Source organism: Helicobacter kayseriensis (assembly GCF_021300655.1).
In the GTDB taxonomy this organism is placed as follows: Bacteria; Campylobacterota; Campylobacteria; order Campylobacterales; family Helicobacteraceae; genus Helicobacter_G; species Helicobacter_G kayseriensis.
The window spans coordinates 1-16,755 of sequence record NZ_JAJTNB010000010.1; the positions used below are offsets into that span (position 1 = coordinate 1).

Here is a 16,755-nt window from a genome sequence, read left to right on the forward strand (position 1 = left end):
ATTCCCTCAAGAGTTAGTGAAGAAGATTGAAGAGTTTAAGGAGAAGAAAAAATAATATTCTCCCCTCTTTTTGCTCTTTACCTCCTCTTCTTTCAAAGCAGATCTTTAAAAATCGGCCAAAACAGCTTCACTTATTGCTAACCATGAAAGACAAAAGAAGGAATATGAGAAAATCTTGCTTTTAAGATATAACAATAAATGCAATGCTCCCATGCTTTCATAGAGAAGATGTGATACATATTCCTATACTTATCTTTAATGCTTTCTACTTTCTCAATCTCTACACCCTCTACTCTAGGACAGATCTTTACTCCAGAGGATTGGGAATATTTCCAGCTCTCTTTGTTTTCTTTAAAGATAAAGGAGGAGGATAATTCTCAAAAATTTTTACTTACTAAGTTTTTTACCTATCTATATTTAGATGAGTTAAGAGATAGCAAGACAGAAAAAGCACAGAAGGAAATTACACCACAATAGAAGATAATAATTTTTTTCAAGAGTCTTTAAATCCAAAATCAAGGGAGATAGAAAGGTATTGGAAGGGAAAAAAATCAAGAATTTTGCGATTTAAAAACTTGTGTCATTTGCTACACAATATCGAAAATAGCAGGCTTTTTCATAATATCTACAACAAGAAGCTTGACTTCACAATAGAAACAATTCCCAAGCTTACAAAAAATTAAGAAGAAGCAGAAAACTTTTTGTGATTTTCTAGACAAAAAGCGACTTCGGTAGGAGTTTCAAAAAGGTATGGCCCTTTCTGAGAAAACCATCTTTCTTGTGGCAGGCTTACAATTTATGTTCGCACGAGATTTGGGGGTTGCGATTGAGTATGTTGGAAGTCCAGATACTAAAGGAATCAATACTGAACTTGCTTTCCGATTCTAAAAATCGAAGAGCAATCACTTCAAGATATAAAACTCCTTGATCATCTCTCCCCCCCTTTTTTTTCACACCTAATTGTTATTGGGATTTTTGAGTTGAATCTCTAAGGATAGCTTGCATCATTTGCTTGATTTTTTCAATAAGTTTTTGGTTTTTGATCTGATATCGCTGAGCAAGCTCTTGAATATCGATTGCAGAAACAAATACCTTTCCTTCTTTTTGATAAACCGCGATTCGCAAAGGCAACTCTAATCCAATTGCTTGATTTTCTTGCATCAGCAAAGTCCCAGCCTTTGGATTCCCAAAAACAACTACAACAGTAGGATCAAGCTTTAAATTGACTTCTTGTGCGTTTTTAGAATGATCAAATTCTGCAAAAATTATCCCCCCTCTTGTTTGAATATTTTGCTTCAATTTTTGCAAAGTTGTTTGAAAATCAAATTCACTGATCATTTGGGCATTTGCCAATCCAATACAAATCATCATAATCATCAATCCACGGAACATCTTTCCCTCCTAAATTTTTTCCTTTAGCAGTTGATTAACTCTTGCTGGACTTGCTCCTTTGGCATTCTTCATCACTTGCCCAACGAAGAATCCAAACAACTTGTCTTTTCCGCTTTTGTATTCTTCGACTTTGTCAGCATTACTCTTCAGCACCTCGTTAATCACTTGCAAAATCATTGTATCATCATTCACTTGCTCCAATCCCATTGAAACAATCAAATGATCCACATCTCCTCCCTTTTGCTCAACCAAAACATCTAGAATCTCTTTTGCACTTTTTCCACTAATTTTTTCCTCACTGATGCGCTTGACTAAGGTTGCCAACATCTCGCTAGAAATTCCGCAATTCATAATATTGATTTCCCCCTTTAATCTTCCCAAAAGCTCTGTTGTAAGCCAAGTTACAGATCCTTTTGGACTGGCTCCATATTCAAGCATCTTTTCAAAATACTCACTTAGCTCTAAAGAACTGATTAAAACCTCAGCATCGCTTTCTTTGATTCCAAAATCACGCACATATCGCTCTTTCTTTTCATCGGGCAATTCTTTGATTTGCATTCCCTCTTGCATCAATGCCTCATCAATAAAAACAGGCAACAAATCTGGATCAGCAAAATAACGATAATCTGCAGCCTCTTCTTTCCCTCTCATTGATCGTGTTACGCCCTTATTTGTATCAAACAAGCGTGTCTCTTGCACCACTTCTCTCTCATAAACACCATCTTCCCAAGCCTCAATTTGTCTCTCTACCTCATATTCAATTGCCTTGGAAATAAACTTAAAACTATTAAGATTTTTAATCTCTACTCTTGTATAAAGTTTTTTATCCCCCTTTGGACGAATGGATACATTTGCATCGCAACGAAAACTTCCTTCTTGCATATTAGCATCTGAGATTCCAATAAAACGCACAATAGAGTGAAGCTTCTTAAGGTAAGCAATCGCTTCATCTGCACTACTCATATCTGGCTCACTGACAATTTCAAGCAATGGGGTGCAAGCTCGATTTAGATCAACTTTTGATATTTCTCCCTCATGAATATTCTTTCCCGCATCCTCTTCAAGATGAGCGCGAGTGATGCCAATCACTTTTTTCTCACCACAAACCTCAATCTCAATTTTTCCTTTCTCTACAATGGGAATTTCAAATTGACTGATTTGATAAGCTTTGGGTAAATCAGGATAAAAATAATTTTTGCGCGCAAAGATAGAATTTTGGTTGATTGTTGCATCCACAGCTTTAGCAAATGAAATCGCCTTTTTCACCGCTTCACGATTTAAAACCGGTAATGCACCAGGAAGACCCAAACAAGTAGGACATACATTTATATTTGGATCTTCTCCAAAAGAAGTAGCACAAGAACAAAAGATTTTAGTTTGTGTATTGAGTTGAACATGAACTTCAAGTCCAATAACAGTTTCAAATTTCATACTTTAACCCTTTCTGTTGAGTAATAAATTGATTTTATCAAACAAATCCTCTTTCCCACAAGCCCCACACGATCAAACAACATATAAACTAAAAGATATATGTATAACTCACCCCAATCAACCAAGTAGAAAGCTCACTTCTCCATTGGGTTTTCAAAATCTCTGATCGCAAAGGTATTTTGCTCTCCAATTCAAATCGATTGTTTTCAAAAAGCGTATAGGCAAATCCCAAAGAAAGAGAGGGGATACCATAATATTCACTGATTGTTTCTGTCCCATCATTGCTAAATTCTCCATAACCCACCCCTATTCCAAAACCACCAAAAACCCCAAAACTATGATTTTCTAAAACTACAAAATCATAAAGCAATTCAGCATAAAAATTAAAATTGAGACTCATTTTCGCATCAACAACAACATTTCTCTCTCCATCAAAAAATGTTTCAGAAAATTGATTTGACCAATCCCCCAAATGCGCATAGGCTCTGATTCCCAAATATTTTGTAAAGTAAAATTGATATCCCAATCGGAAAAAATATGCAAAAGCACCATCATAGAATCTCGCATTTCCTCCATTCCCACTTACCCACAATCGATCAACACTTCCACCAATCCCTGCACCAACCATAACTCCATTGCGATTACGCACAAATAATGGTTCAATATCTTCCCCCTCATACTCTACAATATTTTGAGGTTGCGGTGGAGGAGCCTGTACTTTTACAACTTGCTTTTTACGCGGAGGAAGCTTCATCTTATAGGGTTGCGTTTTTTGAAACATCATATCCTGTGTGATTGGACGCGATTGCCCAATACTTGGAACAATGACATTTTGGGTATTTCTTGTATCATTTCCAAATACTGGAGGATATACTCTGATGTTGAGCTGATCTCGATTTTTCTGTGATTGAGCAGATTGTGACACTGGAGGCAAAACAACAACATTGGGTCGATTCAGTTTTGATTGATTTTGCGTGGGAAGATTTTGCTGCTTAATAGAAATATCTACAGGAGATGATACTCTTGAAGCACTCTGAGAGCTTGGCTGAATCTTAACTCCAAGCTGAGATCGATGAGATGATGCCTGATTAGGTGCTGGAGCAACCGATGAATTAACTCTTCCTGAAGGATTTTGATTTGCATATCTTCCGCCCCTTGCATCAGATGGAGTAATATTGTAGTTAATTCCCCACATATAAAAGAAGCAACAAAAGGAAATAAAAATTACTCGCATATCCACTGAGCCATTTCAACAATTCGATTTGCATATCCCCACTCATTGTCATACCACCCCATAACTTTAAGATGTTTTCCAGCAAGCACAAAACTTAAATCTTTGGCCAAAATCACACTTAGAGGATTTCCGATAAAATCACTCGAAACCCCATAGTTATCATCAATTCCCAAAATATCTTTCATTTTGTTTTGCGCATAATTTTCAAAAAGATGCTGAATATAATCTATCTGCACATTCTGAGAAAGAGCTATATTCAGATCAATCATCGAAACATCTGCCACAGGAACACGTACGCTATGACCATGCATTTTTTCCCTCAATCGTGGCAAAACTCTATGCAAAGCCCTTGCTGATCCTGTGCTTGTAGGAATAATGTTGATACCTGCTGCCCTACTTCGTCTCTTATCGCTTCGATGGGCATTATCAAGCAGATTCTGATCGCTTGTATAAGAATGAATTGTTGTCAAAATTCCACTTTCAATCCCAATATGATCATCTAAAATCTTGCAAATAGGTGCAATTGCGTTTGTTGTGCAAGAAGCATTAGAGATAATCTTCTCTCCTGAGTAACCATGATGATTGACTCCCAAAACAAATGTTGGCATATCATCCACAGATGGTGCAGAAAGAATAACTCTTCTAGCTCCCTTATCCAAATGATGCGCAATTGCCTCTTGTGATAGAAATTTTCCACTTGCCTCAATTACAACATCCACTTCTCCAAAATCAAGTTCTTGAGAATCTTTCGCATTCAAAAGTTCAATTTTGTGATCCCCAATTTGTAACCACCCTTCTTGCAGTTGCACTTCATGCTGCAATTGCCCATGCACACTGTCTCTTTGAAATAAATAACAAAGGATTTCCCATGATGCAATATCATTGATCTTTACTAGCTTAACATTTGGAGTCTGTAAAATCACCCTTGCAATGCTTCGACCAAGCCTCCCAAATCCATTTAATGCTATCTTCAAGCTATCTCCATTTTTGTTTTATTAAAATTAAAGCAAAAATCACTCCCTTTTAATGATTAAAAACACTTAGATGCCGAGATTATAGAGATTAACAAATCAAAAAACAAAATATTGTATGATTTGGCGCATTTTTTTAACAAAGGAGAAAAAATGGGTCTTTATGATCGAGAGTATACGCAATCTTATGATCGTACTCAAGCGCTTGATAATGCTCTTGTAAGCTTTGTCAAAACAACATACAAAATCTTTGCAGGAAGCCTTTTGCTTGGAACATTGGGGGCTCTTTTAGGCTTTATGTTTTTTGAAGTCACCATTGCCTATCGATGGGCTTTTTTTATTGCTGAACTTGTGGCATTTTTTGGATTAATGTTTTCAAGAGGCAAGCCAGGTCTCAATCTCTTGATGCTTTTTGCATTTACAACATTAAGCGGTATTACATTGGTTCCATTATTGAGCTTTGTAATCACTCAAAGTGGTGTTGGAGCAGTTGCTCAAGCTCTTGGCATGACAACAATCATCTTTGGGGTTATGAGTATTTATGCAATCAAAACAAAAAATGATCTTGCTAATATGGGCAAAATGCTTTTTATTGCTTTAATTGTTGTCTTTGTTTGCTCAATTGTCAATATTTTCTTAGGCTCACCTGCACTTCAAACTATCATTGCAGGAGTAGGAGCAGTTTTATTTAGTCTGTATGTTGCTTATGATACGCAAAATATTATAAAGGGAGCATATCAAAGTCCTGTAGATGCAGCGGTTTCGTTATATCTAGACTTTCTTAATATTTTCGTTTCACTTTTGCAGCTCTTTGGGCTTTTGGGGAACAATCGAGAATAAAAATCAATGGAGGGGGGTGGACTTTATCAATACCACTCTTTAATGAGATGAAGAATATAGAGAATATTGAATCTGATAATAATCAAAATCTTCTAAAATTTTATCCTGCATTTTTTTATCATTAAGAAAAACAACGAGCTGAATCACTTCATTTGTTTTGTAATAAGCATACTCAATTTTACTCTCAATCAAAATTTGATTAATGCAAAAAAATCTATATTCGCTTAAGTCTTTAATAAAGATGCGCAATGGTTCAACACCCCGATCAAAATCATATTTCAATACCATCTCATTTGTTGGATAAATATATGCATTGCTTTTATGATCAGACATTAATCCAACCCACTCTTGTTTCTCTTGTATCTGTGGGGAATTTTTCTTCTTTGTGTCAGAAATGCCAAAAAATAAAGGAGTTTTAATAGAGTAGGCAATCCACCCAGCAACGAATAAAAACAAAAAACAAAAAGAAATCGCTGCTAGGATTTTGCTCTTCATTAATTACGTCGCTTAAGAATATCGCCCAAAGTCATCTTTGTATCGGAATTATATTGATTTAACTGCTCTCTTTCTTTAATTCGATCAAGTCGCTTAATTGAGACACGCACTCTTGAATGTTGTCGATCAATATGCGCAATAACGCCTTCAACTTCTGTGCCAACCTGCAACTCTTCTTTTTTGAGTGGTTGCAAATCCTCATCTCTAATCAAAGCTTCAACCTCACCCAAAGAAATAAAGATTCCAAAATCCTTAATATCAACAATCTTACCCTTCACAATACTGTCAATATTATGTTTTTGCAAAAAGCGATCCAGTGGAGATTCTTCAAGAGCTTTTGTCGAAAGTGATAATTTTTCTTTTTCTTCATCAATCTTAATCACTTTAACCTTAACCAAATCTCCGACTTTTAAAGATGAAGCTTTTTGATTTTTATCCCAAGAATAATCTTCATTATGAAGAAGACCATCAACTTCACCTATATTGACAAACACCCCAAAATCCATTACTTTGACGACCTTCCCCTCAACCACATCCCCTACTTTGACTTTTTTTGTGAATTCAGCAAAAGGTTTGGGGAGCATTTTTTTAAGCGAAACTCTTAAACGTCTCTGCTCTGCGTCAATTTCAATAATCTCAACATCAAGTTCTTGACCCTGAACAATCACATCAGATGGATGGCGCAACTGCTTATCCCAAGAGATTTCTGATATATGCAAAAATCCTTCTGTCCCATTGCCTAGGTCTACAAAAACTCCATAGTTTTCAATTTTGCTAGCAACAACACGAATTGTATCTCCCACCTCAAGCTTATCTTGGATTTCTAGCCAAGGATCTTCCATGGTAGCTTTTATAGAAAAGGAAAGCCTTTTCTTCTCAGCATTAAATCCCAAAACTTTAACCTGAACTTTTTCTCCAACTTGAGCAACAACAACCGGATTTACTGGACCGTTATAGCTAATCTCTGTGTAATGAACAAGACCTTCCACTCCTTCAACCTCGACAAAAAGACCAAAAGAAGTAGTCTTTGTAACAATACCTTCATAAATTTTGGTTTTATCCTGCAAAAGCTTTTGAACATTTTCTTCTCGATTTTTCTCTATCTCATCAAGATATTTCTTTCGAGAAACAACAATTGTTTTTTCTTCCTCATTGATACCAATAATCATGGCACGAATCTGTTTCCCAATATTTTTCCCATCATCCTTAAGGGCAGATTCTCTTTTGGGCAAAAAAGCCTCAATTTCATCAAATTCAACAATATAGCCACCCTTATTTTTTCGAATGATTCGACAGTCAACAACCATTCCTTCAAAATTATTTTTAATTTCATTGATTTTTTGCTCAAGCTTTTTGAGTTTTTCAACTCTTTTATATGAGATATTTAATCTTTCTTGATTATTGCTAACATAAATTTCAATCTGATCCCCGACTTTAAATAATAAATTTCCTGACAAGTCTTGAATTTCAGCAATTGGCAATCTTCCCTCTTGCTTTGCCCCACCTACAGCAATCATGGCATACTCATTATCGATTCTGACAATTACACCGTTTTGAATTCTTCCTCTACCGTTTGCTTTTTCACTTTCATTAAACATTGTCTCAAAATCAAATTCATCATCTAATTCTAAGCTTTCAATTTGTTCTGGGTTTATCCTCATAACATTCATTCCTTACATCATAAAAAATAGTTTATATTCTATCCTAATCAATAAGTATTTTTATCTATACTTTTATAGAGCTTCTATTGCTCTCTTCACATTTTGAATAATCCAATCTGGAGTTGAAGCTCCAGCACTTAAACCACATATTTTTTTGCCCACAAACCATTTCTTATTTAAATTCTTCTCATCTTCAATCAAATAGCTATCCTTGCAATATTCTTTTGCAATATTAAGCAACTGTTGCGTGTTTGATGATGTCAATCCCCCAACAATCACCATAATATCCACCTCTTTAGCAAGTTTTCTTGTAGCATCTTGATTTTGAAAAGTTGCATTACATATAGTATTGAACACTCTTGTTTCATAAGCACAGCACATCAAAAAATGTGCTATTTCTAAAAATTTACTTGTTTGCTTTGTTGTTTGAGAAATCAAAGCAACGCGTTTAAGAATCTTCTTTTCTTTCAATTCTTCAAGATTTCCTACAACAATAACTGGCGTACTTGAATAGCTCATCACACTTTTAACTTCTGGGTGATCAATATCTCCAAAAATAATAATTTGATATCCCTGATCACTCATCTCTTCAACAATTTTTTGAGGTTTAGTAACATAAGGGCATGTCGCATCGGTTATGGAGATATTTTTTTGACGCAGGCTCAAAAGATCATTTTTGGGGATTCCATGTGTACGCACAATCACCTGATCTCCGCTCTTTAACTCATTAAGACTTTGAGCCAAACGTACACCAAAAGAGTTTTTCAATCTCTCAATTTCTTTAGGATTATGGATAAGAGCCCCAAAGGTAACTCCTCCTCGACTTCTTTCTGCAATCTTTATTGCCCTTTTGACACCAAAACAAAATCCATAACTTTCAGCTAAACGCACTTCCACAATTCACTCCTTAAAATCAGTAAAAAATTTCAAAAACTCAAAATACCTAGGAAAAGAGATCTGAACACATTCCATTCCTCGCACTTCAATCCTTCTTCTAATACCCACAAGAGCAAAGCTCATCGCAATTCTGTGATCTCCATAGCTTTGCACAACTCCATCTTGAAATTCTCCTCCCTTAATTTCCATCCCATCATCAAATTCTCCAACCTCAATTCCTAGTTGTTTTAAATTCAAAACCATTGTAGCAATTCGATCACTTTCTTTAAACCGCAATTCCTGTGCATGGCGTATGATACTAGTCCCCTTAGCACAGGCCATTGCAATACAAAGAGCGGGAATCTCATCAATCATCCAAGATAAATGAGTTGAAACCTCAACCCCCCTCAATTCACTTGATCTTACATATATATTTCCTATCGTCTCCAAACCATCCTCAACCACTTCATAATCCAATTGCGCACCCATTTTCTTCAAAATTTCAAAAGCATAAATGCGCGTTGGATTGAGCAATACTTGCGAAACTTTTAATTCAACGCAACTAGAAATCAAACACGCCACAACAAGAAACATAACACTTGAAGGATCATTTGGAATCTTTATTTTGTAAGAAGGAAGCAAACAAGTCAAAGGAGAAATACAAATCTGATTTTGCAGATGAGTAATTTTTGCACCCAAATGGGTCAAAAAACGCTCTGTGTGATTTCTGCTCAACTCATCTTCGCTGTATTTGCTTTCCCCATTTGCACACAAGGCAGCAAGGATAAAAGCACTCTTAACCTGAGCAGAAGAAACCTCGCTATGATATTCAATCCCCCTAAGCTGAGAATTTCCCCTCAAAACAAAAGGAGCATATGGAGATGAAATACTAGCCCCCATTAATTCAAGCGGAGTTTTGATTCTCTGCATTGGCCTCTGTCTAAGACTTTTATCCCCATCAAAGAGAAATTGACCAGATTTAGAAGACAAAAGTCCGGCAAACAAACGCATTGTTGTGCCAGAATTAAGACACTGCAAATTTGCTTGTTGCGGAATCTCTTTGGGAGATTCGATGAAAATGCGTTGATTTTTCTTTTGCACTTTAGCGCCCAAAGTCTTTGCAATTTGCAAAGTAGCATATGTATCCTGAGAATCAAGAAAATTTTCAATTTCGCTTCTACCTTGAGTTAGAAATGAAAAAATAATACTTCGATGAGAGAGGGACTTATCAGGAGAAACCCGATCAAATTCTAAACATTGAAAATTTGAGCGGGTTTTTGGGAGAAAAATCATTGACGCAAGCTCGCTCCCAATTTCTCCTCTAAGACCTCAAGAATACTTTGCATGCTACGATTAAGCTCCTCTTCTTGAAGTGTCTTATCCATCGATTGAAGAATAAAGCGAATGCTTAGGGCAACTTTTGTCCCTAGATTTTCATTTTTATATAAATCAAGAGGATAAAACGAAACAAGATTCTCAACCTTTGCATGATTGATGACTTCCTTCACCTTTGCAAAACTCACACAAGAATCAATCATAATCGTCAAATCCCTCATACTTGCCTGAAATTTTGAAAACTCAGGTCGCTTATGATTTTTTTCTTGCAAAAGAGGTTTTAAAAGCATCTCACAGACATAACCCTCTCCAAATCCCCCATAGGGATTAAGCTTTCCAAGATATCCGATTCTTTTTCCCTCCCTTACAATCCATGCAGATTGATAAGGATGCAAAAGCTTAGAATTTAAGGGGTGATCTTTCATTTGCTCCAATTCAAACTCTCCAATAATATTAATAAGGGTCGAAGCAAAACTATACAAATCCCACACGATACCTTTTGAGTGAGGAAAAGATTCTATTTCTTTATACTGATTGACAACAAATGCAATTCTCTCAACCTCTTCTCGCCAAGAGTTATAACAAATACCACTCTCACACAATGCAATTGCCTTGAAACCAAAATTTTCGTTTCTTGCAATACTTTCAAGCATTGCAGGTATCAGTGAGGTTCTAAGCGTATTGAGCTCATTAGTGATTGGATTTAAGATATCAAGTCCAGCATCAACTGTCTCAAATCCCAAGTCTTGCAATTGTTGTCTCTGCACAAAAACATAATGCAATGTTTCACAAAATCCTAAAGCTGTTGCTTTTTTGATCAAATTCCTTTTTTGCTTAAAGTCAAAATAACATTGGTTGTCCCCCATAGGTTGCTCTTTGAAAACCAATGGAGTATTACTAATGCGATCAATCCCATAAAAACGCAAAATTTCCTCTGCAACATCTTGAATACTTTTGATGTCATGGCGATAAAATGGAGGAAAGGCCATAAAAAATGTATCATCACAACTAGCCTCGATTCTAAACCCTATCTTTTTTAAAAGGTTTGTTACCTCTTCCTTGCAAATCTCTTGTCCAACGATTAAATTAATCGCTTCAAATGTTGCTTTGATTCCAACACCTTGCCCCTCATGTATTACACTATGATGACTTGAATACACTTCAATTTGCGTGTATTGAATCAAATAATCACACAAATATTGCATCCCCAAAAGCAAATCAGGATTGCTTCCTCTTGTGCTTTTATAAGTCATTGCAGAATCTAAAGCAAGATCTTTGTTTTGATAAATAATCTCAGAAACAATCAAAGGATCAATAAAACTTGCTTCCAACACAACCTTTTGATCTTGCAAGAAATCTTTTTTGATCATTGGGCTAATGCCCACGGCTATCTGCCCCCCCAAACCACATACATAATCAATCCCACTCTCATTCTTAAGTAAAATCTCACCTTTTGCACAAGATTCCATATCACAAAAGTACTCAAAAGGATAAATTCTCAAAAGCACTCCAACATTATGCATTGCATATTCCAAAACATCTTGCAAGTTGTGCTGAATGGGCAAATCACAAAGCCCCAAAGAAAGCACAACCTCAAGCGGAGCAGAAACCTGCTTTAGATGAGCCACTTTATAGAGCACAGAAGATGAAAAATGCCCCTCATTTGTAATCTGCAACACTCGTCCAATCCCCAATACAAGATTTTCATCGCGATAAGTCTTTAATCGCAAAGGGATTCCAAAGGCCACACTCAAATCTCGCGCAACGCCCAAAACACTCAAGCAATCTCCTCGGTTGGGCGTAAGTCCTAGCTCAAGGATAAAATTATCAAAAATATGATAAGTGTTCAATGCCCTTCCAAGCTTTAACTCTCCAATGCTCTCATCTAAGACCATAATCCCATCATTCACTTTAGGAAAACCCAATTCAGCACTTGAGCATAGCATCCCGCAACTTTCAACTCCCCTTAATTGCGTAGGACGTATCAAAAGCTCTCCCTTTGGTGTTTGAAGCCTTGATCCCTCTAAAGCCACAGCTACAAATTGATCTTCTTCTACATTAGATGCTCCACAAACAATCTGCAATCTTTGTATTCCAACATCCACATCGCACACGCTCAACTTATCTGCATCTGGATGTTTCCTTTTGCTCAATACCTTTCCAACAACAACTCCATTAGGAACTCTTAATTCTGCAAAGGATTCTACTTCTAAGCCAATTTTATTAAGTTCTCTTAAAAGATCTTCCTTGCAAATTCCCTGCAAGGAAATAAATTGTTCCAATAAATGTTTTGTAACCTTCATCGCTTTACCCTATCACTCTTAAATCTGCTTCAAAAAAACTGCGTAAATCATTGATTCCATAATAAAGCATTGCAAAACGCTCAACACCCAAACCAAATGCATAACCACTTACATCTTTATACCCAACAGATTCAAAAACAGCATGATTGACAATCCCACACCCCAACACTTCAAGCCATCCCGTATGAGAGCAAACCCTACAGCCATCTCCCTTGCAAAAAACACAACTAATATCCACCTCTGCGCTTGGTTCTGTAAAAGGGAAAAAGCTTGATCTAAAACGCACAACAATATCGCCAAAAATATATTTCAAAAAGTCTTCTAAAATCAACTTAAGATGAGAAAATCCGACTTTTCCATAAGAATCTACAACCAATCCCTCCACTTGATGAAACATAGGAGAATGTGTCAGATCATAATCACGCCTAAAAACGGCTCCAGGAGCGATAATTTTCAAAGGAGGAGTTTTTTTCTTCATAACATGAATTTGCACAGGAGAAGTGTGAGTTCTTAGCAACTTTCCATCTTGGGTATAAAAAGTATCTTGCATATCTCTTGCTGGATGGAATTTTGGAATATTGAGTGCTTCAAAATTATGAAAGTCATCCTCCACCAATCCCCCCTCGCAAAGCTCGAAATTCAACGCAATAAAATAATCTATAATTTTCTCAATCATTAAATTGACATAATGTTCTTTCCCTCTCCTTTGCCCAACGAACAAACTTACATCAATATTTTCTTCCTGTAATTTCTGAGCAAGTTCAAGAGTTCTAATCTCCCCTTTCTTTGCCTCAAACAATGCTTCAAAATCTTGTTTAAATAAATTTAGCTCTTTAGCTCTGCTTTGTTTTGCCTCCCCGTTTAGATTCTTAAGGTCAGCAAACGCAAGGGTTAAAATCCCCTTTTTTCCAACCACTTCAACTTTTAATTTTTCCAAATCTTGCGAATTTGCAACGGATTGAATTTTTTCTTTTATTGATTGAATATCGATCATTGAGATTGTCCTTAAGTTTCAAAAAATAGTGCTAGGATTTTAAAAAATCTAATTTTATATCAAAAAGGTTGGAAAACAATGAGCTCAATTTTTACAAAAATTATCAATGGAGAGATTCCATCAAACAAAGTATTAGAGAATCAAACCTGTATCGCTATTCACGATATCTCACCACAGGCTCCCATTCATATTCTTATCATTCCCAAAAAAGAAATCAAAGATTTTCAAGAACTTGATTTGCAAACCATGAATGAACTCATGATGTTTATTCAAGAAGTTGCACAAAAATTGGGACTAGACCAAAGCGGTTATCGCCTCATTACCAATGTCGGAAAAGATGGTGGCCAAGAGATCCCTCATCTTCATTTTCATCTTTTGGGTGGTGCAAAACTTAAGTGGGAAAAGTTAGCTTAACCACAAAGCAATTTCATCTGCCAAGAAAAAATCTGTGGCGATGAGATGATGACCTTGGATAAAACACTTCTTTTCGCTAAGTAAAATTTCGCTTTTTTGAGGGCAAATATCATCAAGTGATACCCCATACTCGCATCGAAGACCCAAAAAAATCCGCTCAAATTGCCTCTCTTTTTCTGTTAAAAATTCTTTGTATTTATGCGTGGGATTCTGAATATAGCTTGGAATATGCTTACTCCCCCAAAATCTTATATTACCAACACATCCTACTCCACCAGCTCCACACCCTATATAATCCTCCCCCCTCCAATAAGCTAAATTATGCTGAGATTTCCTAGATTTAAAATAGTTTGACACCTCATACTGTATAAATCCAATATCCTCTAACATCTCCCTTATATCAAAGGAATAGTCTTTTTCGGAAAGTTGGGGAGGGTTTTGATAAAACCTTGATCCCTTATCAATACTCAAAGCATAAGCAGAAAGATGCGAAATTTCAAGCTCTTTGGCAAGTCTCACTTCTTCTTTTAAAGCTGTGAGCGTATCAAGAGGAGTGTTATACATCAAATCAATACTGATATTATCAATCCCCGCCTTTTTGACCATCTCAACTGCAGAAAAAATGTCATAACTCTTATGATCTCTTTGCAAAAAATCAAGCTTTGTATCAAAAAAACTCTGCACGCCTAGGCTAATGCGATTAGCACCCATACCTTTCAGTGCATTGCACCATGAAAGACTCACAAGATTTGGATTGCACTCAAGAGTAATTTCACATTGCCCAAGATCAATAAAGCAATCAAGAAATGCAAAGATCTTTTCATATAAGGCCTCATTCAAAATATTGGGAGTTCCCCCTCCAAAATAAATGCTAGAAAAATCTTGTTTTTGAATCTGAGATTGCAAATCCAAAAGCAATGCATCGACATATTTTTCATGCAAGTGCTGATCTGAATCTGTTGAATTAAATGCACAATAACCACATTTGCTCATACAAAATGGAATATGAATATATAAAGTCACACAAGACTCCTAAAATCCTTCAATAATTATGTTTTAATTCCTTATTTATTATTCTAACAAACAATTAAAAGCCAAATGAAAGTCCAATTTTACAAGGAGGAAGAATGAACAAAAGATACAGACCCAATGTCTCAGCAGTGATTCTCTCCTCAGAATACCCAAAAAAATGCGAAATCTTTATCGCTAAACGTATTGATATGAAAGATATATGGCAATTTCCTCAAGGAGGAATTGATCAAGGAGAAAATCCCCAAGAAGCCCTCAAAAGAGAGCTAAAAGAAGAAATAGGCACTAATGCAATTGAGATTCTTGCTCAATACCCTCAATGGATCAATTACGATTTTCCATCTTCAGTAGCTCACAAATTTTATCCCTTTGATGGACAAAGTCAAAAATACTTTCTTGTGCGCCTCAAATCAAATGCACTCATCAATATTGCTACACCTGTTCCAGAATTTAGCGAATACGCTTTTGTAGAATTTGACAAAATCTTTGATAGGATAAAACACTTCAAAAAACCTATTTATAAACAAGTCTTAGATTATTTCAAGAAAGAAGGATTTTTATCATGCTGATTGTCCAAAAATATGGTGGAACAAGCGTGGGAACTTGTGAGAGAATCGAAAATGTCGCCCAAAGAGTTATTAATGCTAAAGAGCAAGGGAATCAGGTCGTAGTTGTTGTTTCTGCAATGAGTGGAGAAACAGACAAACTAGTCCAATTTTCACAAAATTTTTGCCACTCTTCCTACCCTCTCCCCAATCCACGAGAATGTGATGTAATTTTAAGCAGTGGAGAACAAGTCACAAGAGCTCTACTTGCAATCGCCCTTGAATCAAAAGGTTATAAAGCGATTTCTTTAAGCGGGCAAGAAGCTGGGATTGTAACGGATTTTATGCACACTAAAGCACGCATTGAAAAAATTCATACACAAAAAATTTGCACACTCTTAGAGCAAAACTATATTGTCATTGTTGCAGGCTTCCAAGGGGCAACCCTTCAGGGAGAAATTACAACACTAGGACGAGGAGGAAGTGACCTTTCTGCTGTAGCTTTAGCTGGTGCACTAAGAGCTGATAAATGTGAAATTTATACAGATGTGGATGGGGTATATACCACAGATCCTCGAATTGAACCAAAAGCAAAAAAAATCGATAGAATTAGCTATGAAGAAATGTTAGAACTTGCAAGCATGGGAGCAAAGGTGCTTCTCAATCGTTCTGTTGAAATGGCCAAAAAACTCAATGTCAATCTTATTACACGCAACTCATTTAGCGAAAATGAAGGAACCTTAATTACAAGAGAGGAAAATATTATGGAACAACCTATTGTCAGTGGTATCGCGCTAGATAAAAATCAAGCTCGCATTAGTATCATTGATCTCAATGATGAGCCTGGAATTGCAGCAAAAATCTTTGAATCTCTTTCCAAAGTTTCAATCAATGTCGATATGATTGTCCAAACTATCGGGCGAGATGGCAAGACAGATCTAGATTTCACAATTCCTAAAACAGAAGTAACGCAAGCCCAACAAGTTTTACAAGATTTCTCACATCTCTTTGAAAAACTAGAATATGACTGCAATATTGCTAAAGTTTCCATTGTGGGCGTTGGGATGAAGTCTCACTCCGGTGTTGCAAGTCTATGCTTCAAGGCAATGGCGCAAGAAAATATCAATATTATGATGATTGGAACAAGCGAAATTAAAATCTCAATGATCATTGAAGATAGGCATGCCCAAAAAGCAGTTAGAGCTCTTCACGCCACCTATCAACTCGACCAATAA

16 protein-coding genes are annotated in these 16,755 nt (G+C 36.2%); 5 read left to right on the top strand and 11 right to left on the bottom strand.

Features of this window, described 5'->3' with window-relative positions; translation table 11 throughout:
- The first annotated feature begins 750 nt into the window (after positions 1-750).
- Positions 751-888 carry a hypothetical protein gene (locus LW137_RS06225; protein ID WP_233034326.1) on the top strand — a complete coding sequence of 46 codons (138 nt, stop codon included), beginning with the start codon at positions 751-753 and terminating at the stop codon, positions 886-888.
- A gap of 75 nt (positions 889-963) precedes the next feature.
- Here LW137_RS06225 and LW137_RS06230 read toward each other — a convergent pair whose 3' ends face one another.
- From LW137_RS06230 to gap, 4 genes are all read right to left on the bottom strand, one after another.
- Positions 964-1,392 (bottom strand): DUF302 domain-containing protein, encoded by a 429-nt coding sequence (locus LW137_RS06230; protein WP_233034327.1) that lies wholly within the window; start codon positions 1,390-1,392, stop codon positions 964-966.
- Positions 1,393-1,401: 9 nt separating this feature from the next.
- The gene (gatB, locus tag LW137_RS06235) at positions 1,402-2,823 is read right to left on the bottom strand and encodes an Asp-tRNA(Asn)/Glu-tRNA(Gln) amidotransferase subunit GatB (protein WP_233034328.1); all 1,422 of its coding nucleotides are present in this window, start codon (positions 2,821-2,823) and stop codon (positions 1,402-1,404) included.
- Positions 2,824-2,911: 88 nt separating this feature from the next.
- Positions 2,912-4,018, bottom strand: coding sequence for an outer membrane beta-barrel protein (locus LW137_RS06240; protein ID WP_233034329.1), 1,107 nt, complete (start codon positions 4,016-4,018; stop codon positions 2,912-2,914).
- Between the two features lie 29 nt (positions 4,019-4,047).
- Positions 4,048-5,031, bottom strand: coding sequence for a type I glyceraldehyde-3-phosphate dehydrogenase (gene gap, locus LW137_RS06245; RefSeq protein WP_233034330.1), 984 nt, complete (start codon positions 5,029-5,031; stop codon positions 4,048-4,050).
- A 150-nt stretch (positions 5,032-5,181) separates the two neighbouring features.
- On the opposite strand from gap, the gene LW137_RS06250 reads away from it, so the two are divergent.
- The gene (locus tag LW137_RS06250) at positions 5,182-5,868 is read left to right on the top strand and encodes a Bax inhibitor-1/YccA family protein (RefSeq protein ID WP_233034331.1); all 687 of its coding nucleotides are present in this window, start codon (positions 5,182-5,184) and stop codon (positions 5,866-5,868) included.
- Between the two features lie 39 nt (positions 5,869-5,907).
- Here the strand turns inward: LW137_RS06250 and LW137_RS06255 are convergent, their stop codons facing one another.
- The 6 genes from LW137_RS06255 to pheS all read right to left on the bottom strand — a co-directional run bounded on the left by LW137_RS06255 (position 5,908) and on the right by pheS (position 13,523).
- A complete protein-coding gene (locus LW137_RS06255; protein WP_233034332.1) occupies positions 5,908-6,363 on the bottom strand; it encodes a hypothetical protein in 456 nt (151 codons plus the stop codon).
- Positions 6,363-8,024 carry a 30S ribosomal protein S1 gene (locus tag LW137_RS06260; RefSeq protein WP_233034334.1) on the bottom strand — a complete coding sequence of 554 codons (1,662 nt, stop codon included), beginning with the start codon at positions 8,022-8,024 and terminating at the stop codon, positions 6,363-6,365. Before LW137_RS06260 ends, LW137_RS06255 begins: the two co-directional genes overlap by 1 nt.
- A 72-nt stretch (positions 8,025-8,096) precedes the next feature.
- Entirely contained in the window at positions 8,097-8,921 is an 825-nt protein-coding gene (locus LW137_RS06265; RefSeq protein ID WP_233034336.1) for a 4-hydroxy-3-methylbut-2-enyl diphosphate reductase, read from the bottom strand.
- Between the two features lie 3 nt (positions 8,922-8,924).
- Positions 8,925-10,193: a 3-phosphoshikimate 1-carboxyvinyltransferase gene (gene aroA / locus LW137_RS06270; protein WP_233034338.1), complete on the bottom strand. Its 1,269-nt coding sequence runs from the start codon at positions 10,191-10,193 to the stop codon at positions 8,925-8,927.
- The gene (pheT, locus tag LW137_RS06275) at positions 10,190-12,538 is read right to left on the bottom strand and encodes a phenylalanine--tRNA ligase subunit beta (protein ID WP_233034340.1); all 2,349 of its coding nucleotides are present in this window, start codon (positions 12,536-12,538) and stop codon (positions 10,190-10,192) included. Before pheT ends, aroA begins: the two co-directional genes overlap by 4 nt.
- 4 nt (positions 12,539-12,542) lie before the next feature.
- Positions 12,543-13,523 carry a phenylalanine--tRNA ligase subunit alpha gene (pheS, locus tag LW137_RS06280; RefSeq protein WP_233034456.1) on the bottom strand — a complete coding sequence of 327 codons (981 nt, stop codon included), beginning with the start codon at positions 13,521-13,523 and terminating at the stop codon, positions 12,543-12,545.
- Positions 13,524-13,610: 87 nt separating this feature from the next.
- Between pheS and LW137_RS06285 the strand changes: the two genes are divergently transcribed.
- A complete protein-coding gene (locus tag LW137_RS06285) occupies positions 13,611-13,946 on the top strand; it encodes a histidine triad nucleotide-binding protein (protein WP_233034342.1) in 336 nt (111 codons plus the stop codon).
- Here LW137_RS06285 and hemW read toward each other — a convergent pair.
- On the bottom strand, positions 13,938-14,969 hold the full coding sequence (gene hemW / locus LW137_RS06290; RefSeq protein WP_233034344.1) for a radical SAM family heme chaperone HemW: 1,032 nt from the start codon (positions 14,967-14,969) through the stop codon (positions 13,938-13,940). The two genes, LW137_RS06285 and hemW, sit on opposite strands and share 9 nt — an antisense overlap.
- A gap of 104 nt (positions 14,970-15,073) precedes the next feature.
- Between hemW and LW137_RS06295 the strand changes: the two genes are divergently transcribed.
- Both LW137_RS06295 and LW137_RS06300 read left to right on the top strand, forming a co-directional pair.
- Positions 15,074-15,544, top strand: a complete 471-nt coding sequence (locus LW137_RS06295; RefSeq protein ID WP_233034345.1) for an RNA pyrophosphohydrolase — start codon at positions 15,074-15,076, stop codon at positions 15,542-15,544.
- Complete coding sequence (locus LW137_RS06300; RefSeq protein WP_233034346.1) at positions 15,538-16,755, top strand: aspartate kinase; 1,218 nt, start codon at positions 15,538-15,540, stop codon at positions 16,753-16,755. Before LW137_RS06295 ends, LW137_RS06300 begins: the two co-directional genes overlap by 7 nt.